Here is a 23,782-nt window from a genome sequence, read left to right as displayed (position 1 = left end):
CGTTATCTACCAGTGCGATGTCGTATTCCGGTCGCGCCGTTTTCGTGTAAGTTAGTCAACTGACTCAGAAGAGTCGCAACCGATGACAGAGAGGCCCTGCCATGCCCACCCAGCGCGTTCTCGACTCGACGATCTTCTACCGGGAGATCGGAACGGGCGTCCCGATGGTGTTCCTGCACGGGAACCCGACATCGTCGTATCTCTGGCGGAACATCCTGCCCGCGGTCGGTGACCGGGGCCGGCGTCTGGCACCGGACCTGATCGGCATGGGTGACTCCGGCAAGCCGGACATCGACTACACCTTCGATGATCACGCTCGGTACCTGGACGCGTGGTTCGACGCGCTCGACCTCGACAGCGTCGTGCTGATCGGACATGACTGGGGTGGCGCGCTCGCCTTCGACTGGGCCACCCGTCATCCCGACCGGGTCCGCGGGGTCGCCTTCGCCGAGACGATCCTGAAGCCGATGTACGGACCGGAGTTCCCCGAGGACGGTCGCGCGCTGTTCGAGACGATCAAGACTCCGGGGGCGGGGGAGGCCTTGATCCTGGAACAGAACGCCTTCATCGATGAGCTGCTGCCGAAGAGCGTCGTCGGCTCTATGAGCGAGGAGGACCTCGCGGAGTACCGCCGGCCCTATCCCACGCCGGAGAGCCGTCGGCCCCTCCTGCAGTGGGCGCGGGCGATGCCGCTGGACGGACGGCCCGCCGACATGGTGGCCAGAGTCGAGCGGTACGACGAGTGGCTGGCGACCAGCGCCGACGTTCCCAAGCTCCTGCTCGCCTTCGAGCCCGGGCCTGGCGCGATGACCGGCCCCGGCAGCGTCGACTGGGCCGCCGCGAACATCGCGAACCTGGAGATCTCCTGGCACGGGATCGCCGGGCATCACGTCCAGGAGGACCAGCCCGAGGCGATCGCCGCGGCCATCTCCGCCTGGGCGGACGAGCACGGCCTGCGATGAGCCGCCCGCCCGCCGGCAGGGCCGTTGTTGATCACTCTTCGGCGGTGTCGGTCAACCCACGGTGACGGCCCAAGGTATGCTCGGGGCGACGTCAAAGAGTTACACACCCCCACCCGATGACGTCGCCCCCTTGCACGCCGGACGTTCCCCCGTTCCCCGGCGCGCGTCGCCGAGCAGGTGGGCGGCCGTTCACAGGAGCCTTCCCCCAAATGGAGATTCACACCGATGTCCTCGTCGTGGGCGGAGGACTGGGCGGCGTCGCCGCCGCGCTGGCGCTGCTGAAGGCGGGCCGTTCGGTCGTGCTGACCGAGGAGTACGACTGGCTGGGCGGTCAGCTCACCAGCCAGGCGGTGCCGCCGGACGAGCACACCTGGGTCGAGCGCTTCGGCGTCACCGCCGGCTACCGCGCGCTGCGCGACGGGATCCGCGGTTACTACCGCGACCACTACCCCCTCACCGGGCGGGCTCGCGCCTGGGGCGAGCTGAACCCCGGCGCGGGCTGGGTGAGCCGGCTCTGCCACGAGCCCCGCGTCGCGGTCGCGGTCATCGAGGCCATGCTCGCCCCCTACCGCGGCTCGGGCCGGCTGCGCGTTCTCCAGCCGTACCGGCCGGCCGGGGCGGACGTCGACGGCGACCGCGTGACCGCCGTGACGCTGGCGCACCGCGACACGGGCGCACGGGTGACCGTCTCCGCCCCGTACGTACTGGACGCCACCGAGACCGGCGAGCTGCTGCCCCTGACGGGCACCGAGTACGTCACCGGCTTCGAGTCGCAGGCCGAGACCGGGGAGCCCAGCGCGCCTGCGGAGGCCCAGCCGCAGAACATGCAGGCCATCTCGGTGTGCTTCGCCATCGACCACGTCGACGGCGACCACACGATCGAGCGGCCGAGGACCTACGACTACTGGCGGGAGTACCAGCCGGAGTTCTGGGGCGACCGCCTGCTGTCCTGGCGGGCGCCGGTGCCGCGCACGCTGGAGCCGGTCGAGCGGTCCTTCACCCCCAACCCCGACGGCGACCCGATGGACGTCCTCGGCGACCAGCGGCGCTTCGGCGGTGACCTGGACCTGTGGACGTTCCGCCGGATCGCCGCGCGGCGCAACTTCGAGGACGGCGCCTACGCCAGCGACATCACGCTCGTGAACTGGCCGATGATCGACTACTTCGACGGCTCGATCATCGACGTCCCGGACGCCGATCGGCACCTGGAGGCCGCGCGCGAGCTGTCGCGATCGGCGCTGTACTGGATGCAGACCGAGGCGCCGCGGCCGGACGGCGGCACCGGATACCCGGGCCTGCGCCTGCGCGGCGACATCACCGGAGGCGCCGACGGTCTCGCCCAGGCCCCGTACATCCGGGAGTCGCGCCGTATCCGCGCCCTCTACACCGTCCCCGAGCAGGACCTGTCCCTCGCCCTACGCGGGACTGAGGGCGCGGTCCGCTACCGCGACTCGGTGGGGGTCGGCATGTACCGGATCGACCTGCACCCCTCGACCGGCGGCGACAACTACATCGACGTGGGCTGCTCGCCGTTCGAGATCCCGCTCGGCGCCCTGATCCCGCGGCGCATGGACAACCTCCTCGCGGCGGCCAAGAACATCGGCACCACCCACATCAGCAACGGCGCCTATCGCCTGCACCCCGTCGAGTGGAACATCGGCGAGGCGGCGGGGACCCTCGCGGCGTTCTGCCTGGACACGTCCGCGACGCCGCACGCCGTCCGCAAGAAGGACGAACTGCTCGCCGACTACCAGGACCGGCTCGTCCGGTCGGGCGTCGAGCTGCACTGGCCGCAGGTGAGGGGCTACTGATCGGACTCTGCGGGCCTGGGCCGCGGGTGGGTTTCGTACATGCGCGCCGCCACGGTCAGTCCGGAGGCGGCGGTGAGGGCGGCGACGGCCCAGATGGCGGTGGTCAGGCCGTAGGCGTCGGCGAGGGCTCCGGCGAGTAGGGCGCCGACGGCGAAGCCACCGTCGCGCCAGAGGCGGTAGACGCCGACGGCGCGGGCGCGCCAGGCGGGGTGGGCGACGTCACCGATGGCGGCGAGCAGGGTGGGGTAGACCAGTGCGGTGCCGGTGCCGAGGAGGACCTGGGCCGCGGCCCACAGGGGGAAGGCGGTGCCGACCGCCACCAAGGCGATGGCGGCGGCTTGGATCAGCATGCCGGCGGTGATCAGGTGCTTGCGGCCGATCCGGTCGGACCACCAGCCGGTGACCAGTTGCCCGAGGCCCCATACCGCGGGGTAGAGCGCGGCGAGCACGCCGATCGCGGCGACGGACTGGCCGTGGGTGGCGAACAGCAGGGGGAAGATGCCCCAGGCGAGGGCGTCGTTGAGGTTGTTGACCATCCCGGCCTGGCTGGCCGCCGACAGGGCCTTGTCACCAGCGCTGGTGATCCAGGCGACCTGGCCTGTGGTGAGCTCACCGTCGGTCGGCGCGCGGTGACGGGCGGCTTCCGCGCGGGCGTGGGCTCGGGTCTCGCGGACGGCCAGGGTGGACAGTCCCAGGGCCAGGGCGGCATAGGCGGCGCCGAGCAGGAACGGGCCGGGCCGTAGCCCGGCGTGGGCGGCGATGGCGCCGGTGGCCATGGCGGTGGCGGCCAGGGCGACGTAGCCGGAGGCTTCGTTGCAGCCCATCGCCAGCCCGCGGCGGGCCGGCCCGACCAGGTCGATCTTCATGATGACGGTGGTGGACCAGGTCAGGCCCTGGTTGATGCCGAGCAGGACGTTGGCGAACACGATCCAGCCCCAGGCCGGTCCCCAGATGAGCAGGACCGGCACCGGCAGGGCGACCAGCCATCCGGCGACCAGGACGGGCTTGCGGCCGTAGCGGTCCGACAAGGTGCCGGCGAAGAAGTTGGTGATCGCCTTGGTGGCCCCGAAGGCCACGATGTAGGTGAGGGCGGCGGTGTAGGCGGACAGGTGGAAGACCTGGCGCGCGAGCAGGGGCAGCACGGTGCGTTCTTGGCCGAGCATGCCGCCGACCAGGGCGTTGACCGCCACCAGGAGGGTGAACTGGGCCAAATTGGCGCGCAGCCCGAGCCGGACGCCGTGGCCGGGCGCGCCGGTCGTGGTCACCGGCCCTCCTCCAGGGGGTGCCCGGTGGCCTGCGCCCAGTCGGCGGGCCCGCCGACCAGCACGGCCACGTCGCCGGTGCCGCTGCGGGCCAGGAGGCTGGCGGCGGTCACGGCGCGCTCGCCGTGCCCGCACATCACCACGGCCCTGGCCGGGGCCGCCTCGGGCCACTGGGGCAGGGCGCCGAGTTCGGCGTGCCGGGCGTGGGGAATGTGCCCGGCCCTGTACTCGGCGTCCTGCCGCACGTCGAGGACGAGGCGGTCGCCGATGCGGTCGGCCGTGACCAGCTCCAGCGTGCGTACGAGCCCGCCGCTCGCCCGCCAGGCGTCCATGCCGCCGTGCAGCCGACCGGCGAGGCGGTCGTAGCCGATCTTCGCCGCCTGCCACGCCACCTCCGCGCCGTCCTGGCCGGGGCCGAGCAGGAACACCAGCGGCACGTCCGGCGGGAGCAACCAGCCCAGCCAGGTCGCGAACGACTCACGCAGCGGGATCGAGACGGCCCCGGGAATGTGCCCGGCGGCGAACCGCTCGACCGGGCGGACGTCGACCAGCCGCGCGCCCTGGGCCGTCAGCTCCCGTACGGCCGCCGCGGTCAGGGGCGTCAGCTCCACGGCGGCGGGGAGCAGGGCGGGTCCGCGCCGGTTGATCTGTGCGAGCCGGTCGAAGTACGCGGGGTAGGAGCCGAGGCCGTCCAAGAGGCGCTGGACGAAGGTGTTCTCATCCGGCGCCGCGAGCAGCGTGTTGGTCCTCTTCTGGTCGCCGATGGTGGTGGTGCGCTCGGTCCCGGGCGGGGCCGAGCAGAACGAGCCCGCCCCGTGGGTGGGCCACACCGCGACCCGGTCGGGGAGGGCGGCCAGGCGCTGGAGGGAGCGGTACTGGGCGCGGGCGAGTTCCTCGGTCCGGTCGGCGCCGAGCAGGTCCGTACGGGCGGCGGAGTTCACGATCAGCGAGCCGCCGGTGAACACGCCCAGCTCGCGGTCGCCGTCCAGCAGCAGATAGGACAGGTGCTCGTCGGTATGACCGGGCGTGGCCAGGGCTCGCAGCCGCAGCCCGCCCAGGTCGACCTCATCACCGTCCGAGAGCGGGGTGTGGGCGAAGGACCGCCGTCCGGCGGCGGAGGCCAGCACGGTGGCGCCGGCATCGTGGGCGAGCTGGACGGCGCCGGACAGGAAGTCGGCGTGCAGATGTGTGTCCGCCGCGTAGGCGACGTCCAGGCCGCGCCGCCGCACGGCGGCGTGCAGGCTGCGCAGATCGCGCCCGGCATCGACGACCAGGGCGCGGCCATCGCCAAGGTCGAGGAGGTAGGCGCTGTTGCCCAGGCCTTCATCGACCAGCGGTATCAGGTGGTCCTTTGCGAAGCCCACGAAGTCCTCCACCAACTAACCCGAGGTTAGTGCGGCAGGAGGCGTTTCGGGCGGAACGCCGGCGGCGACCGCTTGCCGGTGTTCACCTCGGTACCTTCGGCGGGCCGAGTCCCGAATGGCGTCATTCCCGGGCGGTGCGGATCGTCCTCGCGACGAAGGCGACGTCCGGTGCGGTGTGGGCGCGCAGCCCGCGCAGCAGATCCCGCCACGCCTGCGGCCACCCCGCGCGGGGGCCGTGGCGCTCGGCGAGCGCGCACGCGAACAGGCCACCGGCCAGGTCGCCGCGCGCGGCGAGCCGGGCGGCGTGCGGGTACACCTGGTCCGGCTCGGGTAGATCGTGGCGAGCGAAGACAGCCTGGGGTTGGTGCCCCTCGATCGGTCCGTCGGCCAGCGCGTCCGCGACGTGCCGGACGGCCAGTGGCGGCCCGCCCGTGCACCGGTCGGCCAGCGCGTCGACGGCCTCGGCGGCGCCGGGGGAGTCCCACCGCAGGGTGGCGGCGGTGAGCTCGCCCGCGAGGGGTTCCGGCAGGCGCCCGTCCACGGCGCGGACGGCGCGATCGGCGCCGCGGCGGTCGTGCGCGGCGGTGCCGCGGACGACGCCCACCAGCGCGGTCAGCCGCCGCAGGGCGGGCAGGTCGCGGTCGGCCGCGGCGTCGGGCAGGTCCGGTGCGGCGGCCAGCTGGGCCGCGACCGTGCGCAGCTCCGCTGCGCCGGCGCCCTCGGCCACGCAGCCGACGAGCGCGGACAGGGCCGCCCCCCAGCTCCGCGTCTCGCCGAGATCCGTGATCAGGGCGGCGAGCACGGCCGGGGCGTCCGGCGCCCAGGGCGCCCACGCCGGGACGGCGGTCAGTGCCGCGTCCCGCGCCTCTGGGTCCGCGGACCGGGCCACGCGCACCACCAGCGCGGCGTACTCCGTCCGGAACCGTTCGTCGACCTGCAGCGGCGGCGCGCCGAGCACCTGGCGGGCCAGGTCCCGTGGCCCCTCGGCCGCCTCGGCCAGGATCCGCCGCGCGGCCGGCTCGGCCAGGTGGTCGCGGACGGCCGAGACGATCGCCGCCCGCACGTCGCGGTGCTGGCCGGGGTCCTCCCACGCCGCCGTGACGAGGTCCATCGCCTCCGGCACCCGGTTGCGCAGCAGGATCCGCAGCGCCTCCTTCCGCGCGGTGATCTTGCCCTCCGTCAGGACCGGCCCGAGCGCGCCCGCCAGTGCCGACGGCGGCACGAAGCGCGCGGCCCGGCTCGCGGCGTACACGGCGACGTGCGCGTCGTCCGAGGAGGCGTGCGCGAGCAGGTCCGGCAGGACGTCCTGCGGGGACGCCGTCCATGCGACGGCGGTGAGCGCCACCCGGCGGATGTAGCCCTCCGATGCGAAGTAGGGCCGCAGCCGCGTCGCGGTCGTCCCGGGGACGTTCGCGATGGCCGTGACGGCGGCGGCACGCCGGCTGTCGGGCACGCCCGGCGAAGCCGCGGCGCGTTCGAGGAGCGCCAGGTAGGTGTCGCGCTGCCGGCCCGTCCAGCGCCGGACCCACGACCGCGTCGCGATCGGCACGTAGGTCACGTCCGCGCGCTGGAACCGGCCCGCGGGGGTATTCCGGGTCAGTACGAGGTGCAGCAGGTCGGTGCGCCCGAGCGCGATGGCGGCGAGGACCGCGGGGATCGCGACCGCCGACGGATCTCGTTCGACGACCGCTGCGACGCGCTCGTCGCGCGTGCGCGGTGGGGCGAGCCAGAGCTCGATCGCCCGGCGCAGGACGAAGTCGCTGGTGGCCTCCAGCGCCGCCCGCAGCGCGTCCTGGATCGGGTCGACGTCGTAGGCGCGGCGGCCGAGTGACCGGGCGAGGATCAGCGCGAGGCGGTGGTCGTCGCGTCGTGCCGCGTCCCGCAGGTAGGGCGCCAGCGTCGCGGCGAGGCGGTGTTCCTGGCCGCGCCTCAGCACGTGGTCGAGCCGGCCCAGCGTGAACATGCCCGCATGGCCGGTGAGGCGCTTGAACAGGTCGAGCCCGAACAGCAGCAGGTCGCCGTCGTCGCGGATCGCGCCCTGACGGCAGAGCACGGTGGCGATCTGGGAGATCGTGTGGCGGGTGGCGTGGGAGCAGTCGCGAGAGTCCAGTGCGTCGTCGGTGAGTTGTCCGACCGCCGCCGCGTGGAGGGGCAGCAGCAGGTTCTCCGGGACGGCGACGAGCGCCCGCAGCGCGGTGCCGCGGACCGGGTCCTGCTCGTTGCGGAGCCGCCCGAGCGATTCGAACATCCGCGTCAGCACGTCCGGATCGCCGGTACGTCCGGCACAGTGGATCAGCAGCCGGTATCCGGCCGCGCGCTCGTCGGCGTCCGGCCTGCGCGTCAGCTCGCCCAGCACGGGCAGCGCCTCGTCGTACGGCAGATGGGCGGTCAACTCCCGCACGCGTGCGGGCGTCTCGGCGACACGGCGCCGACCCAGCATCCGGCGGGCCTCCCTGATCCGGACGGCGCGTGGCAGCACGTCCAGCAGGGCGTCGCCGAGCTCCGCCTCGCTCAGGTCCACGCCGCTCATCGCGGCGTCGAACAGCCGTCCCCGCCGCGAGGGCGCGAAGGCGCCGAGCAGCTCGCTCAGCGCGTTCTCGTCCTCCCGCACCGTCCGCGCCACGACGGCCAGGTCGGCGTCGTTGAGCCGGGCGAGGCGGTCCCGTAGCGCCCGGCGGCCCAGCAGGTATCGCAGGTCCGCGCGGTGCCGTTCGGACAGCAGCAGGGACAGCATGCGGTCCGGCTCGGCGGCCAGCAGCAGCCCGGCCCGCCTACCCAGGGCGTACGGCAGCCCAGGGGTGTGGCAGTGGCGTTCCAGCAGCGTGACGACCCGCCCGGGGTCATGCGGCACCGCCGCCGCGATCCCGTCGCCGTGCCGGTTCCACCAGGCGTTCCGGGCCCCCTCGGGAAGCTCGGCGAGCCGCTGTTCCGCGTGGTCCAGGACCGGGCCGGGGTGCGCGTGGCCGAGCCGCTTCCAGCTCGGCACGGCGTGCGCCAGCGCGTCCAGCCGCGCCCGTACGACCGCGTCGCCGCACGCCGGCAGCAGCGCCGCCGCCTCCTGATCGCCCCACCGGTCGGCGACCGGGCCGATCAGCGCGTCGGCGAGGTCCGTCCGCCGCCGCTTGCGGACGGCGTCGTAGATCACCGTGCGAACCGCGGCTGGAGCGTCCCGGAGCCGTTCTTGGAACGGCTCCGGGCCGATCCCGTACTTCACGCCGTGCCGGATCGCCTCGCACGCCAGCTGCGCGTCCGGGTCCCGCGCGGTCCGCGCGATGTACGCCAGCGACGCGTCGTCCCGTACGGCCGCCGCGATGAACAGCGCGAGGGACCGCTCGTAGTTTCCGTGCGCACCCAGCCCGTCCAGCAGGCCGGCGAGTGCAGGGTCGCCCGTCAGGCGGCGCAGCCGCGCCAGCCGCTCGCAGCGCCGCTTGTAGGTCAGCGGCTCGATCTCGTCCAGCAGATCATCGACGCGCATGGCGCGCCATCTTGCCGCATGGACGGTCTGGCTTCACCGGGATTACCTGCTGGTGGCGCGCGGGATATGAGGAAGATTAGGGTGTTCATGTCGGCTTGTCGCAGTCGACGGCGAGCGCGGCCGGAGCCGATACGAGGCGTCGATGACCACTGTCATGTCGAGCACCTCGAGGCGAAGGAATGATCTCGGCCTTCCCTCCGAGGTGACCAGCTTCATCGGACGTCGGCATGAGGTTGCCGAGGTCAAGCGCCTCCTGTCCGCTTCACGGATGGTGACCCTCACCGGTCCGGGCGGCATCGGGAAGACCCGGCTGGCGCTGCGCGTCGCCACCGAACTGCGGCGCGGCTTCCCCGACGATGTCTGGCTGGTCGAACTCGCGGAGCTGGACAACCCCACGCTGCTGCCCCAGGCACTGGTCGCCGCGCTGCAGATCCAGGATCACTCGGCACAGCGGCCCACCGACGTACTGGTCGAGCGGCTGCGCGACGATCGGATGCTAGTGATCTTGGACAACTGTGAGCATGTCCTCCACGAGTCCGCCGTACTGGTGCAGCGGCTGCTGCCTTCCGTTCCAGGGCTGCGGATCCTGGCCACCAGCCGGCAACCGTTGGGGATCTTCAGCGAGCAGACGTTCACCGTTCCCACGCTGTCCCTGCCGGACGGACCGCGGCACGACGCGGCGACGACGTCCGACGCCGTCCGGCTCTTCGCCGAGCGGGCCGAGGCGGTGCTTCCCGAGTTCGCCGTCACGGAGCAGAACCGGGATGTCGTCGAACGGATCTGCCGGCGTCTGGACGGCCTTCCGCTGGGTATCGAGCTCGCCGTCGCACGGCTGCGCGTGCTGTCCGTCGAGCAGTTGCTGGACCGGTTGGACGACCGTTTCCGGCTGCTCAGCGGTGGATCGAGTGCCGTCGCGCCCCGGCACCGGACACTCCGCGCCCTGATCGACTGGAGTTACTCCCTGTGCACCGAGAACGAGCGCTTGCTGTGGGCACGCGTCTCGGTGTTCACCGGCAGTCTGGACCTGGACGGGGCCGAGGAGGTCTGTTCCGGGGATGGCATCGCCCGCGACGAAATCGTCGGCCTGGTCATCGGCCTGGTGGAGAAGTCCGTTCTCGTCCGCGATGAGTACCCGAGCGGGGTCCGCTACCGGCTGCTGGACACGATCCGGCAGTACGGCCGGGAGCGGCTGGCCGCCTCGGGGGAGGAATCCGCGGTGAAACGGCGGTACCGCGACTACTACCGGCGCCTCTCGCGGGAGGCGAAGGCCCAGCTCTTCGGCCCGGGGCAGGTCGAACAGCTCACCCGGCTGCGCGTGGAGCACCCGAACCTGCGTACCGCCCTGGAGTACTGCCACGCCGAACACGCCGGGCTGTGCATCGACATGGCCAGCGACCTCCTGCACCACTGGATCACCAGCTGCCACATGGGGGAGGGGCGTGTCTGGCTCGAACAGGGGCTCGCGGACGGCGGCGGCGGCTCCGAGGTCAGGGCCCGGGCGCTGTGGGCGTGCAGCTGGCTCGCCATCATCCAGGGCGATCAGGCCTCGGCCACGAAGATGCTCGCCGAGAGCAGGGCCCTCGGCGAGCGGCTCGGGCTGGAGCCGGTCCTCGGGTACGTCGCCCTGTACTCCGGAATGGTCGCCATGCACCAGGGAGACGGCACGTCGGCGGTCCGGTTCTTCGAGGACGCGGTGGCCCGCCATCGCGCCACCGAAGATCCTTTCGGCGAGGTTCTGGCCCTGACCCGGCTGTCCCTCGCGTACTCCTTCCTCGGGCACGCGGAACGCGCCATCGCCGCCGCCGAGGAGAGCATGTCCGTCTGTGACGCCCACGGAGAGCACTGGCAGAAGGCGTACACGATGACGGCGCTCGGCATCGAGGCCTGGCGCGAGGGCGACACTCGGCGCGCCGCCTACCTGGAACGGGAGAGCCTGCGGTTCAACCGTTCGCTCGGCGACTCGCTCGGGGTCGGTCTGAACCTCGAGGTGCTGGCCTGGATCGCCGCCACCGAACAGGAACACGAGCGGGCCGCCGCGATGCTGGGCATCCTGCGGAACGTCTGGGAGGCGGTCGGCGTGCCGCTGCCGGGATATGCCCATCTCGCGGGCTACCACGATGAATGCGAGGCCCGTACGCGCGAGGCCCTCGGCCGGTCGGCCTTCCGGGCGGCCGTCGAACGAGGCGCCAGGCTCTCCGATGACGAAGCGCTCGCCTACGTCCTCGACGAGCCCAAGCCCACGCCCGCCCGGTCCGGCGGGACCGACCGGTGGTCGCCCTTGACCCGACGAGAGACGGAGATCGCCCGGCTCGTCGGTCAAGGAATGAGCAACAAGGAGATCGCGGCGTCACTGGTGATCGCCCAGCGCACCGCCGAAGGTCACATCGAGCACATTCTCCGCAAGCTCGGGTTCACCTCCCGCGCCCAGATCGCCACCTGGGTCGCCGAGCAGACCGCGCTCGCGGACTGACGGACGCCGTCGTCGGCGGGATCCGGCACGTGGTCGGCCATTCCATGCCCGAGCAATGCGCGCCGACCTGGCGTGCTGCCACACTGGCTGCAGGTCCGACCTTGGCCTCCCGGTACCCCCGAGACGAGGAGAAGCGCCTGTGGTCAGCGAGAATGCTGCCAAACTCGCCGTGCTCATCGACGCCGACAACGCCCAGTCCTCGGTGATCGAGGACCTGCTGGCCGAGGTCGCCAAGTACGGCACAGCGCATGTCAAACGGGCGTACGGCGACTGGACGGGCACGAGCCTGAAAGGCTGGAAAGAGCAGTTGCTGACCCAGTCGATTCAGCCGATCCAGCAGTTCGCGTACACCACGGGCAAGAACGCCACCGACGCCGCGATGGTCATCGACGCGATGGACCTGCTGTACACCGGGCGGTTCGACGGCTTCTGTCTCGTCTCCAGCGACAGCGACTTCACTCGCCTGGCCGCGCGTATCCGCGAGTCCGGTCTGACCGTGTACGGGTTCGGTGAACGTAAGACGCCCAAGCCCTTCGTCTCGGCCTGTGACAAGTTCATCTACATCGAAAACCTCAGCTACGCCACGAGCCCGGCCACTCCCACCGACGTCTCGCTGAGGCCGGCTCCGTCGGCATCGGCCGCGAAACTCAAGGCGGACACCGCGCTGGTGAATCAGTTGCGCAACGCCGTGGAGGCGGCCTCCGACGACGACGGATGGGCCCCGCTCGCCAATGTCGGGCACATCATCACCAAGCAGCGCCCCGACTTCGACTCCCGCAACTACGGATATGCCAAGCTCAGCGACCTGATGACCGCCACGACCCTGTTCGCACTGGACCGCCGTAGCCCCGGCGACGGAAAACAGGCGGTCATCTACGCCCGGGACAAGCGCCGCCAGGGCGGCTGACCTCCCTCCAGGCCACGGTCCGTGGCGTCATGCCCGCACGATTCGGTAGGCCACGGCACGCCAGCCGAGCATGACCAGCCCGAGAAAGACCAGCGCGACGAGAACGAAGGTCACCGCGGTCCCCTGACCGGAAACGACGCGCAGGGCCATACCGGCGGCGACGGTCACCAGCCAGACGCCGATGCCGGTGCTCGCAAGCGCCGTGGGTCGCCGCCAGGCCCGGGTCACCGCCCAGCCGATCAATAGTCCCATCAGGAACGGCCAGGCCGTCTTCGCGATCCCGGCGATGGTCTCGCCCTCACTGTGGCCGGCCCGCCCGATCACCACGAACGCCATCACACAACACAGGTCAAGGACCACCGCGGTTACCGAACGCATGTGCGTCAGCGTACCGACGGGCCTTGATGATCGGCTTCGCCACCCCAAGCGAACGCGACCGCGCGTCCAACTGAATCGATACCGCAGTTGAACACATGGGTCGGTAGGGGCGGCCGAGCGCGGGCATTTCCGTGGCCACCGCCGGGGCGATACCGTCATTTGACCGCAGAGTCATTCGTCAGGAAAACGAGAAGTCGTGTCAGGCGCGACGTGAGCGCGAGGTTGTCATCTGCCTATGTGCGGAGCCTTTTCCTTGACTCGCTCGACATTTCCGGGTGAGGATTCGCCCTGTCGATCAGAACGGTAAGTCGCGGTGAAATTAGACACCGCGACACCGGACGCGAATTCATTTCTCGAGGTCGCGCCGGACACGCGGCGTTCTGTGACTCTTCTGAGGAGTGAGGAACTGCTCATGGCGCCTGTCGCCCCTCTCAACAGTCACCAACTCTTGGTGTTCCTTCTCCAAATCGGGTTGCTCCTGGGTTCCGCGCTGGTGCTGGGCCGGTCGGCGCGGCGGCTGGGAATGCCCGCCATCGTCGGCGAACTGTTCGCCGGGGTGCTCTTGGGTCCCTCGCTGCTGGATCACGTGGCGCCCGGGTTCGCGGGGTGGCTGTTGCCGCAGCGGCCTGACCAGCAGCATCTGCTGGACGCGGCGGGGCAGTTCGGTGTCCTCCTCCTCGTCGGCATCACCGGCATGCACATCGACCTGGACCTGGTCAAACGCCAGGGCATGACGGCGGTACGCGTCAGCGCCGGCGGCCTGCTCGTACCACTCGGCATCGGGGTCGGCGTCGGTTTCCTCCTCCCCGGCTCACTTCTGGTCGCCGGCGAGGACCGTACGGTCTTCGCCTGGTTCCTCGGGGTCGCCCTGTGCGTGAGCGCGATCCCCGTCATCGCCAAGACGCTGCTGGAGATGCGGCTGCTCCACCGCGACATCGGCCAGCAGATCGTCAACTCGGCGGTGGTGGACGACGCGGTCGGATGGTTGCTGCTGTCGGTCGTGTCGGCGATGGCCACCACGGGAGTGCACGCCTCCGGCGTCGCGAGGTCCGTGGCCGGCCTGGCCGGTGTGGTCGTGTTCACCATCGTCCTCGGGCGCCCGCTCGTGCGCGTCATCATGCGTCTCGCCGGTCGATCGGAGGGGGACGGGTCCGGCGTGGCGGCGGCCGTGGTGGTGATCTTCCTTTGCGGGGCCGGCACCCAGGCCCTGGGGATGGAGTCGGTCCTGGGCGCCTTTCTCGGCGGCATCCTGCTCAGCTCGGCGGGCTGGGGTGCCGGCTCGGAGCGGCTCGCGGCGCTGCGGACGTTCGTGATGGCCGTGCTGGCGCCGCTGTACTTCGCCACCGCGGGCCTGCGCGCGGACCTCACCGCACTCACCCGGCCCGCCGTCGCGGTCACGGCCGTGGCGGTCCTCCTGGTCGCGGTGATCGGCAAGTTCGTCGGCGCCTACACCGGGGCCCGGGCCAGCCGGCTCGGCCACTGGGAGGCGCTGTCCCTGGGCGCGGGGATGAACGCCCGGGGGGTCATCGGGCTGGTCATCGCGATGGTCGGACTGCGGCTCAACGTACTGTCCACGGCGATGTACACGATCGTCGTCCTCGTGGCGATCGTGACCTCGGTGATGGCGCCGCCGATCCTCCGCTACGCGGTGCGCCGGATCGAGGTCACCAGTGAGGAGGAGCACCGGGAGCAGGTGCTGCTCGGCGGATATCGCTGATCACCACCCCCGTGCCGATCCGAAGGCAATGACCATCCCTGTGCCGATCCGAGGCAGCCTTCCCGCGGGCGTACGCTCGCGGGAAGGCTGGTTCCAGACCTGGGTTCGGAGGGTCAACGGTCCCGGTACCGGACGAGTTCGATCAGCAGGGCGGCCGGGCGGCGCGAGTACATGAACGCGACCTCCATGCCCTCCTTGGCGCCGGCACACGGCCGCGCGTCGACCGGGACGAACCCGTGTCCGCGCAGCCGGCCGAGCTCGGCCTCGATGTCGTCCACGACGAAGGCCAGGTGGTACAGCCCGGGTCCGCTGCGCTCAAGGCGACCGGCCACCGAGGAGTCGTCGGTGACCGGGGAGACGACCTCCACGGCGGGCTGGCCCGGGTACTGCCAGAACTCGCAGGCAACGCCGTACGCGTCGGCGATGCCCGCGTCGGCCTTGGCCATGCCCAGCGCGGCCAGGAAGACGCCGACTCCGGCGGGGTCGTCGCTCGCGAGTCCAATGTGGTCGATGCCGAGGATCATCCGGACTCCAATCTCGTGAACCGCAGGTAGCAGTAGTCGTCCAGCATCTTGGCCAGCGGCCGGCCGGGCCGGCCGAGCCGGTCGGCCAACTCCTCTTCGTCCACGCCGGCTTCGGCGAGTAGTCCGGTGGCCCACGCGCGGCCGAGGCGCTGGTGCGCGGTGTACGCCGCAGCGTCACGAGCCCCGTGCAGGTGGTCGGCGATCGCCTCGTCCCAGGGCATGAGCGCCTTGGGGCGCAGCGCGTGGAGCAGCTTGGACGCCGCGGTCGGCCCGAGCGCACGCGGCCGTGCGGGGCTGCCGACCTGCGCCGCGGCCAGATCCTCGTAGCACTCGCCGAGCTCGGCGATCGCCTCGTCGGTGAGAGCGGACAGAGCGGTGTCCTCGTCCGGCAGCGCGTGTCGCCGGCGGGTCCACCACGCGCCGACGCTGAGGTCGAACAGGTCCGGTTCGCCAGGACGCGGGTATCTGATCCGGCAGCCCCAGGAGTTCAACCAGGCCAGCAGCGCACGCCGGTGCGCGGGCACGGTCAGGTCCGGTCGGGGTGCGGTCGCCAGCGCGAGTGCCGCGGAGGCGCGGTCCGCCCCGGTGAAGCCGCCGAAGGCCGTGACTGCGGCGCGGAGGCTCTCCAGGTCGGGCCTGAGGTCGGTCGTCACGGGCTGCTGCTCTCCGGTGCGTCGAGGGCGGGTACGGGTGGTGGCGCGATCTCGTGGCGACGCCGGCCCATCCGCAGGTACAACAGTGCGGCGCCGGTCACGAGCAGCGGCCAGACGAGGTAGATCCCGGCCATGACGAGCAGCGCGACGACCCCGGCGAGCGACACCAGAGCCGCGATGTGCGCCTTGCCGCCGCGGGGGAGGAGCCTGATCGCCGCGGCGACGCCCACGGCGTACACCGTCGTGAACTGGCCCGTGGCCAGCAGCACGAGCGGCCGGGTGCCCACGCCGGTGCCGATGACGATGAACAGTGCGAGGAAGTAGAGGGCCGCCACGACGACGAGGCTGCGTCGCGGTACCTCACCGGCCATGCTTCCCCGCGACAGGCCGCGAGGGAAGGCGCCGTCGCGGCTCAACGCGGAGCCGAGCTTCGCGGCGGCGGCGCAGTAGACGTTCATGGTGGCGAGCGTGACGAGGGTCGCCACGACCGCGGCGAGCACGCGGGCGTTCCCGCCGAGTCCTCGCGCCATCAGCTCGCCCAGTGGCGCCTCGCTGCTGCCCGCGGACGCGCCGAGCACGGCGATGATCGCGAAGGCCAGGGCGACGTACAGCGCGCCCACCGTCACGACGGCCACCGCGGTCGCCCGGGGCAGGTCGCGACGCGGACGCCGGAACTCCGCGGCCAGGTGCGTGATGGCCTCCCATCCGGCGAAGCTCCACACCAGCAGCGCCGCCGCCGGGCCGATGGCCGTCCACCCGTGCGGTGCGAACGGCGTCAGGTTGTGGAGCCGGGCGTGGGGGAGGGACAGGGCGATCGAGACGAGCAGGAGGCCGACCAGCAGCCCGGCGAACGCGAACTGCAGCCGCCCGGTCAGCTGCACGCCCACGGCGTTGGCCACGGTGACCACGACCGTCATCGTCACCGCCGTGATGACCGTGGTCGTCGTCCCGCCGCCGAGGGCGGCGGAGACGTACGCGCCGCCGAACAGGGCGGCGGCCGACATGCCCGGCGGCACCGCGAAGAAGAAGCACCAGCCCACGACTGCCGCGGCACGTTCTCCGAACGCCAGGCGCGCGTACGTCGAGACGCCTCCGGCATCGGGATGGCGGGCGCCGAGGGCGGCGAAGACCGCGGCGAGCGGCGCGGAAAGGACGACGAGGGCGAGCCACGCGAGCAGCGACGCCGGTCCGGCGACTCTGGCGGCGAGAGCGGGGAGGGCGATGACACCGGTGCCGAGCACGGCGCCCACGTACATCGCGGTCCCCTGAGCCAGGGTCAGCCGGCCTGCGGGATTCTCTGGAATTGTGTCCGCCACGATCGCCTAGCCTTCCATATCCGCACCCCGCCATCCAGGGAGAAATGAGCCGTCCCATTTCGCCGTGTGTCACGGAGCGCTGACATATTGTCCTGCCGGATGCTGCGCGCACGGTGCCCGGTATGAACGATTTCGATTTCTCATCGGCTCATGAGATTTCAGTTGACGGGCGGCTCACCTGCCTGTTCGGCGAAAGTGACTTGTGGACACCGGGTCGTGGATCTGACTCATGCCTGACTCGTCCGGGCCCCGGGGCGGCACGGCTCGGTCCGAGATGGCTCGGTCCGGGTGCTGCTCGTGGATCGGTACGCGTGGCCGCCGGCCCGCGTCGGTGTCCCGCGGCGTCGATGCTCCGTGTCCACTCGCCCGCGCCTGGCGTTGCGTCCGGGGCCCGCTGCCCAGGGCGCGTCGGGTCCGAGGCTGTGCGTGTCGCGAGCCGCCGGGCCGGCGTCGGTGCGGATGCGTGCTCGCGGGAGCTGTGCACAACACCTATTCCGGAAAGTGCGAACGTACTTGAACTAACTTGCGTCACATCTGACTATGAACTTCACTCCAGTAACAACCTTAACCATGTGCCCCCCGTGGGATCGGTCTCACCGGTCACTCCGGTTGGGTCCGTGCGCACTGGTGACATCTGACTCACTGATCAGATCGACAACATGCCTGCTCATCGGTCCCAGGCGTGGGTTTCGGCTGTCCGATCAGATTGCTTCGGGTTGCGTAAAAAGGCAACTTTCTATCTCCGAAAAGGCCAAGAATCGCTTCTCCAAGAGTGGGCCGTGTCCGTCGCTGACGGCGCTCCGTAAGCGATCGTCGTCGGTCGGTAAGCGTTCGAATAATTGCGCATCTGCGAAGGCTATGGCAGCCTACTTTCGAGCTACAAAGGCCGTAGATCCATTTCGTCTGCCGTGGCTACCTTCCGGATCTTTCTGCATTGTTTCATGGTACGGAGGCGGGGTCGTTGTTCGAAGTAAATGAGCGGGGAAGGGCGCACGATGGAAGCAATGAATCCATTGCGCACTCACACGATGACCTCCTATCCGACGCGCCGGAAACCGGCCCGATCACCGTCGTGCCGGTGGATTCTCTGCTGCCGGCCGACTCGCCCCGACTGGCCGGGGAGGACGCGGCGCACACGCGGGTCCTGGCCGGCCTCGAATCAAGACTTCCCCCTATTCTCGTCCATCGCGAAACCATGCGGGTCATCGACGGAATGCATCGCCTCATGGCCGCGAAGATGTGCGGAGCGAGGACCATCGAAGTGCGGTTTTTCGACGGCACCGAGGCGATGGCGTTCCTGCTGGCGGTCAAGTCGAACATCACCCATGGCCTACCGCTCTCGCTGGCCGACCGGGAGGCCGCGGCGGCTCGGGTCATCCGCTCCCAGCCGGAGTGGTCCGATCGGGCGATCGGCGCCGCGACCGGACTCTCCGCCAAGACCGTGAGCGCGATCCGTCAGCGTGCAACTGCGGATTCCCCGCAGTTGCACGCCCGGATCGGCAGGGACGGGCGCGTCCGCCCCCTCGATGCCAGTCAGGGACGGCTGCGGGCCAGCGAGATCATCCGGAACCGGCCCGACGCGGCACTCCGGGAGATCGCGCGAGAGGCGGGCATCTCTGTAGGGACGGCGCGTGACGTGCGCGAACGCATAAAGGACGGTCGAGATCCGCTCCCGCTCAAGCAGCGCGCGACGGAGCGGAAGGCCGCCGCCCCCGCCGCTGCGCCGCCGGCCGTCCGGCCACCCCTGCTGCGCCGCACCCGGCGGAGCATCGAGGTCATCGACTGGGGCTCGACGCGGGAGAAGCTGAGGGCCGATCCCGCGTTGAAGTACGCCGAGTCGGGTCGGCAATTCCTGCGCTGGTTCGACGCCCACGTCGTCGGCCTCGACGACTGGAAATTGGTCGTCGATGCCGTCCCTCCGCACTGGGCGAATGACATCGTCGTGCTGGCTCGTTACTGTTCTGACCGATGGCTGGATATCGCTCGACAGGTCGAGCAGGATTGCAGCACTTTGTAGGACGTTCATCAGGCGCTGACCAGGCCAGGCATCCGAGATCAGCCTTTACCGGCGGCGTCAGGTGACTTGACTCAACCGTCATGGAGGGTAACCGAATGCGCAGTCTCACTCGTATCGAGGCCGCTGGACGAAGTGCGTTGCTCAGCGTTCGCTCGTACCACGTCGACCTTGATCTGACGACCGGACCGAGCATCTTCCGCTCCACGACGACGATCGCGTTCGACGCCACCGATCCGGATGAGACTACATTTCTCGATATCAAGCCGGAGAAACTGCATTCGGCGTACCTGAACGGCATGGCATTGGACGTCGGCGCGCTCAGCGACGGACGGCTGCCGTTGACCGGGCTCGCGGCGCGGAACGAGATCGTCGTGACCGCGGACATGAGGTACTCCCGAGAGTGCGAGGGAATGCACCGCTATGTCGACCCCGCCGACGGCCAGGTGTACCTCTACACGTTCGTCTACGTCGACAACGCGCCCCGCGTGTTCGCCTGCTTCGACCAGCCGGATCTCAAGGCGCCGTACACCTTCACCGTGACGGTTCCGGACGACTGGAAGGTGCTGGGCACCAGCGCGGCGGTCAAGACCGGTCCGGGCCGCTGGGAGCTGGCCGAGACGCCGCCGCAGGCGACGTACCTCACCGCGCTGGCCGCCGGGCCGTACGCCTCCTTCCACACCGAGCACGGCGGCACCACCCTCGGCCTGCACTGCCGGGCCTCGCTGCGGGACTCCCTCGCCCCCGACATCGACGAGGTCTTCGAGATCACCGGGCAGTGCCTGGACGCGTGCGGGCGGTTGTTCGGCGTGGAGTATCCCTTCGGGAAGTTCGACCAGCTGTTCGCTCCGGAGTTCAGCGTGCTGTCGCTCGACCATCCGGGCCTCGTCCTGCTCAGGGAGCTGTACCTGTTCAGCTCCGCGGCGGCCGTCAGCGAGCGTGAGACGCGCGCCGTCGTCCTCGCGCACGGCATCTCGCTCATGTGGATGGCCGGCCTGGTGACGAACAGATGGTGGGACGACCTGTGGCTCGGCCAGGCGTTCGCCGACTACCTGGCACACCGGGTGTCCAGTGAGGCCACCCGGTTCCCCGGCCCGCCGACGACCTTCGCGGTGCGCCGCAAGGCGCAGGCGTACGTCGCCGATCAGCGCCCGTCGACGCATCCGATCAGTCTCGAGGGGCCGGACGTGCAGACCGTGCTGCTGGAGATGGACCGGATCTCCTATTTCAAGGGCCACTCGGCGTTGCGCCAGCTCGCCGCGCGGGTCGGCGACGACGCACTGCGCGCCGGCCTGCGGATCTACTTCGAGCGGCACGCGTACGGCAGTGCGACGTTCAGCGACTTCATGGCCGCGCTGAGCACGGCCGTGGGCACCGACCTCAGCGGTTGGGCGGACAAGTGGCTGAAGTCGGCGAACGTGAACACGCTGTGGCCGGAGATCACCGTCGCGGATGGCCGGGTCCGTACGGCGGCGATCTGTCAGTCCGCGCCTGACACCCACCCGACCTTGCGGCCGCACACGCTCGACATCGGCCTGTACGGCCCGGGCGAGGCGCGGACGACGCTGCGCGTCGAGGCCGACGGGGACCGCCGCCCGCTGCCGGAGCTCGCCGGCCGGCCCGCGCCGTCGCTGCTCCTGCTCAACGACGGCGACCTGACGTACGCGAAGGTCAGGTTCGACGCCGCGTCGCTGGCCGCCCTGCCGGACCTGCTGCCGACGCTGTCCCCGATCAACCGGGCGATGGTGTGGTGCGCGCTCCTGCTCGGGGTCCAGGACGGCGTCTTCCCGCCCGCCGACCATCTCGCGCTGGTCTGCCGGATGATCGCGGTGGAGACCGAGCCGTCCATCCTGGCCGAGGTTCTCGAACAGGCCCGCGACGACGTCGCCGACCGCTTCCTCCTGCCCGAGGAGCGCCCGGCGGCACTCGACCGCATCGCCGAGAGCCTGCGGGAACGCCTCGCACGGACCGGCGCCGGCGACGAACGCCAGATCACGCTGTTCCGCGCGCTGATCGGCTCGACCGCGGAGGCCGGGGAGCTGCGCGGCTGGCTCGCCGGCACCGGGCTGCCGGCCGGGCTCACGCTCGACGCCGACCTGGCCTGGCGGGTCCGCTACCGGCTCGCGATCCTGGGCGCGCTGACGGAGGCGGAGATCTCCGCCGCGTACGACGCCGATCCCACGAGCGAGAGCGAGCGGTTCGCCACGAAATGCCGTTCCGCGCGCCCCGATCCGGCGGCGAAGGAAGCGGCCTGGAACGCGATCATCAACGACACCAGCCTGTCCAGCTACACGCTGTGGGCCCTCGCCGAGGGGTTCTGGCAGCCGGAGCAGGACGAGGTCACGGCGCCGTACGTCGAGCGGTTCTTCGCGACGATGCCGGAGGCGGCCGAGCGGCGCGGCGACCTGGTGCTGGATGTCCTTCTCCGCTTCCTCTACCCCCGGTACGCCGCGACGATCGAGACCCTGGAGCTGGCCGGCGCGATGCTCGCCCGCGACGACGTTCCGCTGCCCCTGCACCGCCGGGTGACCGACTTCACCGACGATCTGCGGCGCGTGGCCGAGGCGAGGGACCGGCAGGTCCGCCGGACGACCGCGATGTCGCGGTGAGCCTGGGTTCCGGTGAGGAGGAGTCATGCGGATAGCGATCATCGGCGGCGGCATCGCGGGCGCCCTGCTCGCGCTCCGGCTGCGCCAGGCGTCCGGGCGGGTCGAGCCGGTCGTGTACACCGGCTCGTCCGCCGACGCCTCCGGCGCTTCGGGCGGTCTGACCCGCGCGTTCGAGAGCGACCCGGAGGCGTGCCGGGCCGCGGCGGAGAGCCTCGCCGAACTCCGGGCGAGCGCCACGCTCCGCGACTGGGCCGGATTCCGGGAGATCGGATCGCTGTACCTCCTGCCCGCCGGCGCCGACCCGGCCGGCCCGGTCGCGGTGGTCGATGAGCTGCTGCCCGGGTCGGCCGCGGTCCTCGACCGGGAGCGTCTCCGGCAGGCGTACCCGTTCCGCGACTTCCCGGGCGGCACGCTCGGCGTCGCCGAGCGGCACGCCGGCCACATTCACCCGGACCGGCTGCGCGCCGCCGCGCTCCGCGATCCCGGGATCTCGGTACGGCGGACCCCCGTCCTGGCGGTCTCACCGAAGGCGGAGGTGCGGCTGCCCGACGGCTCGGCGCCCGGTCATGACGCCGTGGTCGTGGCGGCCGGTGCGTGGACGGCCGGCCTACTGGCCCGCAGCGGCCTGCCCGCCGGCGGTCTGCGCACCAAGCAGATCCAGTACTCCGTGTGCGCCGCGGACATCCGCGGCCTCGGCGCCTTCGTCGACGAGTCCACCGGTTTCTACGGCCGTCCCGCCGGACCCGGGACGTTCCTGCTGGGGCTGCCTGGTGACCGGTGGGACATCGATCCGGACGCGGTGACGCCCGACGCGGACCTGATACGCCGGACGGTCGCGCACGCACGCGACACGTTCGGGGTCCCCGTGGAGTCGATCCGTACCGTCGCGTCGTTCGACTGCTACCACGATCCGGCCGGGCTGCGGCTGCGCCCGGTCGCGGCCGGCGCGCCGGTCTTCACCTTCACCGGGGGCAGCGGCGGCGCCGCCAAGACGATCTTGGCGACGAGCCGGATCGCGGCGGCGGCACTGCTGGCCTGAGCCCCGACGGCGCGGCCGTCAGCTCCCGTCGGGAGCTGACGGCCGCGCCGTTCTTGCTCGCAAGCGGCATTCGGTATGGCGCCGGACGCATTCGTTCACCTGTCAAGGCTGCCCGATCGTACGCCTTTTCGCGGTTGATGATTATTTGCCGCCGTTCAATATCAGCGGCTATTGCCGCTGAATGCCTCCACGGGACAGAATTTCGGCGTATCGGGCAAAAGAAGGAGTGGTGATGGCGAGTCCATCGGTAGATTTCGGAATTGTTGGATTCGGATATGCCTTCGGCGAAGACCAGGACGTGGAAAAGACCGTCGGGTCCTATGTGACCGACCCGGAACGGGTACTTCAGTGGGGCTATCACACCTTCCACCGGGCCGCGGACGGCGTCACAGCCACCGATCTGGCGGCCGAGGCCGCCCAGGACGCGCTCAACCGCACGGAGCTGAGCGTCGACGACATCGACCTCGTGGTGCTCGTGACCTCGGAAATGCCGGAATACCCGCACTGGGACTCGTCGGCGGCCCTCGCCAGAGGGCTGAAGATCCGCCAGGCGCAGACGCTCCTGCTCAATGAGGGATGCGCGTCAGGCGTCACCGGCCTGGGCATCGTAGCCGGAGTCCTCGCCGTTCAACCAGAGATCGAGACCGTTCTCTTCACCGCGGTCAACCGGGTCAGCGAGTACCACCGGAACCGCATGAAGGTGAACAACGCCGTCCACAGCGACGGGGCGGTCGCCGCCGTTCTCCGCCGGGGCCACCCCCGCAACCGGTGGCTGTCGACCGACCAGTTCACCGACCCCGACCTGTGCGACTGGTTCCGCACGGACTACGGCGGGGCCGTCGCGCCGGTGGCGCCGGAGGGATGGTCCAGCCTGACGGCCCCGGCCGGGCACGAGCGGGTCCAGGCGCACTTCCAGAAGGACCCGCGCCGGCTGCGGGAGTTCGCCGGGCAGGCCATCGCGCGCTCCGTCGAGGTCATCGAGGGGGCGTGCCGCCGGGCGGGCGTGAGCCGCGACGACGTCACCCAAGTGATCTACATCAACGACAGCGCGGACTCCATCGAGGACATCGCCCGGCCGTTCGGCGTCCCGCTGGAACGGACCAACGCCGCGATCTCCGTCGCGCACGGGCACATGGGCGCCGCCGACCAGCTCGTGTCCCTCGGACAACTGATCGAGCAGGGCGCCATCGCCCCCGGTGACCTGGTCGCGCTGACCGGGATCTCCATCGGCATGCGCTGGTACTGCACGCTCGTCCGGCACTGAGGGCGGTGACGAACCCG

The 23,782-nt window shown here is 71.0% G+C and carries 16 protein-coding genes; 9 read left to right on the top strand and 7 right to left on the bottom strand.

Annotation, left to right across the window (positions count from 1 at the left end; genetic code table 11):
- The first annotated feature begins 101 nt into the window (after nt 1–101).
- On the top strand, nt 102–962 hold the full coding sequence (locus AB0I04_RS33560; RefSeq protein WP_360893682.1) for a haloalkane dehalogenase: 861 nt from the start codon (nt 102–104) through the stop codon (nt 960–962).
- A 209-nt stretch (nt 963–1,171) separates the two neighbouring features.
- A complete protein-coding gene (locus tag AB0I04_RS33555; RefSeq protein WP_360893679.1) occupies nt 1,172–2,773 on the top strand; it encodes an FAD-dependent oxidoreductase in 1,602 nt (533 codons plus the stop codon).
- Here AB0I04_RS33555 and AB0I04_RS33550 read toward each other — a convergent pair.
- From AB0I04_RS33550 to AB0I04_RS33540, 3 genes are all read right to left on the bottom strand, one after another.
- Nucleotides 2,767–4,038, bottom strand: a complete 1,272-nt coding sequence (locus AB0I04_RS33550) for an MFS transporter (RefSeq protein ID WP_360893677.1) — start codon at nt 4,036–4,038, stop codon at nt 2,767–2,769. The genes AB0I04_RS33555 and AB0I04_RS33550 overlap by 7 nt on opposite strands.
- Complete coding sequence (locus AB0I04_RS33545) at nt 4,035–5,399, bottom strand: MBL fold metallo-hydrolase (RefSeq protein WP_360893674.1); 1,365 nt, start codon at nt 5,397–5,399, stop codon at nt 4,035–4,037. Before AB0I04_RS33545 ends, AB0I04_RS33550 begins: the two co-directional genes overlap by 4 nt.
- 121 nt (nt 5,400–5,520) lie before the next feature.
- Nucleotides 5,521–8,874, bottom strand: coding sequence for a hypothetical protein (locus AB0I04_RS33540; protein WP_360893671.1), 3,354 nt, complete (start codon nt 8,872–8,874; stop codon nt 5,521–5,523).
- Between the two features lie 142 nt (nt 8,875–9,016).
- Between AB0I04_RS33540 and AB0I04_RS33535 the strand changes: the two genes are divergently transcribed.
- Together AB0I04_RS33535 and AB0I04_RS33530 are read left to right on the top strand one after the other, a co-directional pair.
- The gene (locus tag AB0I04_RS33535) at nt 9,017–11,344 is read left to right on the top strand and encodes a LuxR C-terminal-related transcriptional regulator (RefSeq protein WP_360893668.1); all 2,328 of its coding nucleotides are present in this window, start codon (nt 9,017–9,019) and stop codon (nt 11,342–11,344) included.
- Between the two features lie 139 nt (nt 11,345–11,483).
- Complete coding sequence (locus tag AB0I04_RS33530; RefSeq protein WP_360893665.1) at nt 11,484–12,251, top strand: NYN domain-containing protein; 768 nt, start codon at nt 11,484–11,486, stop codon at nt 12,249–12,251.
- Between the two features lie 27 nt (nt 12,252–12,278).
- On the opposite strand, the gene AB0I04_RS33525 is transcribed toward AB0I04_RS33530, so the two are convergent.
- Nucleotides 12,279–12,629 (bottom strand): DUF3054 domain-containing protein, encoded by a 351-nt coding sequence (locus AB0I04_RS33525; protein WP_360893662.1) that lies wholly within the window; start codon nt 12,627–12,629, stop codon nt 12,279–12,281.
- A 412-nt stretch (nt 12,630–13,041) separates the two neighbouring features.
- Here AB0I04_RS33525 and AB0I04_RS33520 point away from each other — a divergent pair, with 412 nt between their 5' ends.
- A complete protein-coding gene (locus AB0I04_RS33520) occupies nt 13,042–14,346 on the top strand; it encodes a cation:proton antiporter (protein WP_360893659.1) in 1,305 nt (434 codons plus the stop codon).
- Between the two features lie 113 nt (nt 14,347–14,459).
- Here the strand turns inward: AB0I04_RS33520 and AB0I04_RS33515 are convergent, their stop codons facing one another.
- Genes AB0I04_RS33515 through AB0I04_RS33505 form a run of 3 tightly spaced genes read right to left on the bottom strand, consistent with a single transcriptional unit; the run spans nt 14,460 to nt 16,839 of the window.
- Nucleotides 14,460–14,870 carry a VOC family protein gene (locus AB0I04_RS33515; protein ID WP_360893656.1) on the bottom strand — a complete coding sequence of 137 codons (411 nt, stop codon included), beginning with the start codon at nt 14,868–14,870 and terminating at the stop codon, nt 14,460–14,462.
- Nucleotides 14,867–15,523 (bottom strand): hypothetical protein, encoded by a 657-nt coding sequence (locus tag AB0I04_RS33510; RefSeq protein WP_360893653.1) that lies wholly within the window; start codon nt 15,521–15,523, stop codon nt 14,867–14,869. Before AB0I04_RS33510 ends, AB0I04_RS33515 begins: the two co-directional genes overlap by 4 nt.
- Entirely contained in the window at nt 15,520–16,839 is a 1,320-nt protein-coding gene (locus AB0I04_RS33505; RefSeq protein WP_360893650.1) for an amino acid permease, read from the bottom strand. Before AB0I04_RS33505 ends, AB0I04_RS33510 begins: the two co-directional genes overlap by 4 nt.
- Before the next feature lie 1,078 nt (nt 16,840–17,917).
- Between AB0I04_RS33505 and AB0I04_RS33500 the strand changes: the two genes are divergently transcribed.
- The 4 genes from AB0I04_RS33500 to AB0I04_RS33485 all read left to right on the top strand — a co-directional run bounded on the left by AB0I04_RS33500 (nt 17,918) and on the right by AB0I04_RS33485 (nt 23,765).
- Nucleotides 17,918–18,856 (top strand): ParB N-terminal domain-containing protein, encoded by a 939-nt coding sequence (locus AB0I04_RS33500; protein ID WP_360893647.1) that lies wholly within the window; start codon nt 17,918–17,920, stop codon nt 18,854–18,856.
- A 95-nt stretch (nt 18,857–18,951) separates the two neighbouring features.
- Nucleotides 18,952–21,462 carry an aminopeptidase N gene (gene pepN / locus AB0I04_RS33495; RefSeq protein WP_360893644.1) on the top strand — a complete coding sequence of 837 codons (2,511 nt, stop codon included), beginning with the start codon at nt 18,952–18,954 and terminating at the stop codon, nt 21,460–21,462.
- Between the two features lie 25 nt (nt 21,463–21,487).
- Entirely contained in the window at nt 21,488–22,501 is a 1,014-nt protein-coding gene (locus AB0I04_RS33490) for an FAD-dependent oxidoreductase (RefSeq protein ID WP_360893641.1), read from the top strand.
- Between the two features lie 232 nt (nt 22,502–22,733).
- Nucleotides 22,734–23,765 (top strand): 3-oxoacyl-[acyl-carrier-protein] synthase III C-terminal domain-containing protein, encoded by a 1,032-nt coding sequence (locus AB0I04_RS33485; protein ID WP_360893638.1) that lies wholly within the window; start codon nt 22,734–22,736, stop codon nt 23,763–23,765.
- Nucleotides 23,766–23,782 lie beyond the last annotated feature (17 nt).

The sequence above is a fragment of the Actinoallomurus sp. NPDC050550 genome (assembly GCF_040655075.1).
In the GTDB taxonomy this organism is placed as follows: Bacteria; Actinomycetota; Actinomycetes; order Streptosporangiales; family Streptosporangiaceae; genus Actinoallomurus.
Note: the sequence above shows the minus strand (reverse complement) of the source record. Positions and strands in the feature narration are given on the sequence as shown.

Coding starts and splice junctions, on each gene's coding strand:
- AB0I04_RS33560 (WP_360893682.1), top strand. CDS start 102: ATGCCCACCCAGCGCGTTCTCGACTCGACGATCTTCTACCGGGAGATC.
- AB0I04_RS33555 (WP_360893679.1), top strand. CDS start 1,172: ATGGAGATTCACACCGATGTCCTCGTCGTGGGCGGAGGACTGGGCGGC.
- AB0I04_RS33540 (WP_360893671.1), bottom strand. CDS start 8,874: ATGCGCGTCGATGATCTGCTGGACGAGATCGAGCCGCTGACCTACAAG.
- AB0I04_RS33535 (WP_360893668.1), top strand. CDS start 9,017: ATGACCACTGTCATGTCGAGCACCTCGAGGCGAAGGAATGATCTCGGC.
- AB0I04_RS33525 (WP_360893662.1), bottom strand. CDS start 12,629: ATGCGTTCGGTAACCGCGGTGGTCCTTGACCTGTGTTGTGTGATGGCG.
- AB0I04_RS33520 (WP_360893659.1), top strand. CDS start 13,042: ATGGCGCCTGTCGCCCCTCTCAACAGTCACCAACTCTTGGTGTTCCTT.
- AB0I04_RS33515 (WP_360893656.1), bottom strand. CDS start 14,870: ATGATCCTCGGCATCGACCACATTGGACTCGCGAGCGACGACCCCGCC.
- pepN (WP_360893644.1), top strand. CDS start 18,952: ATGCGCAGTCTCACTCGTATCGAGGCCGCTGGACGAAGTGCGTTGCTC.
- AB0I04_RS33490 (WP_360893641.1), top strand. CDS start 21,488: ATGCGGATAGCGATCATCGGCGGCGGCATCGCGGGCGCCCTGCTCGCG.
- AB0I04_RS33485 (WP_360893638.1), top strand. CDS start 22,734: ATGGCGAGTCCATCGGTAGATTTCGGAATTGTTGGATTCGGATATGCC.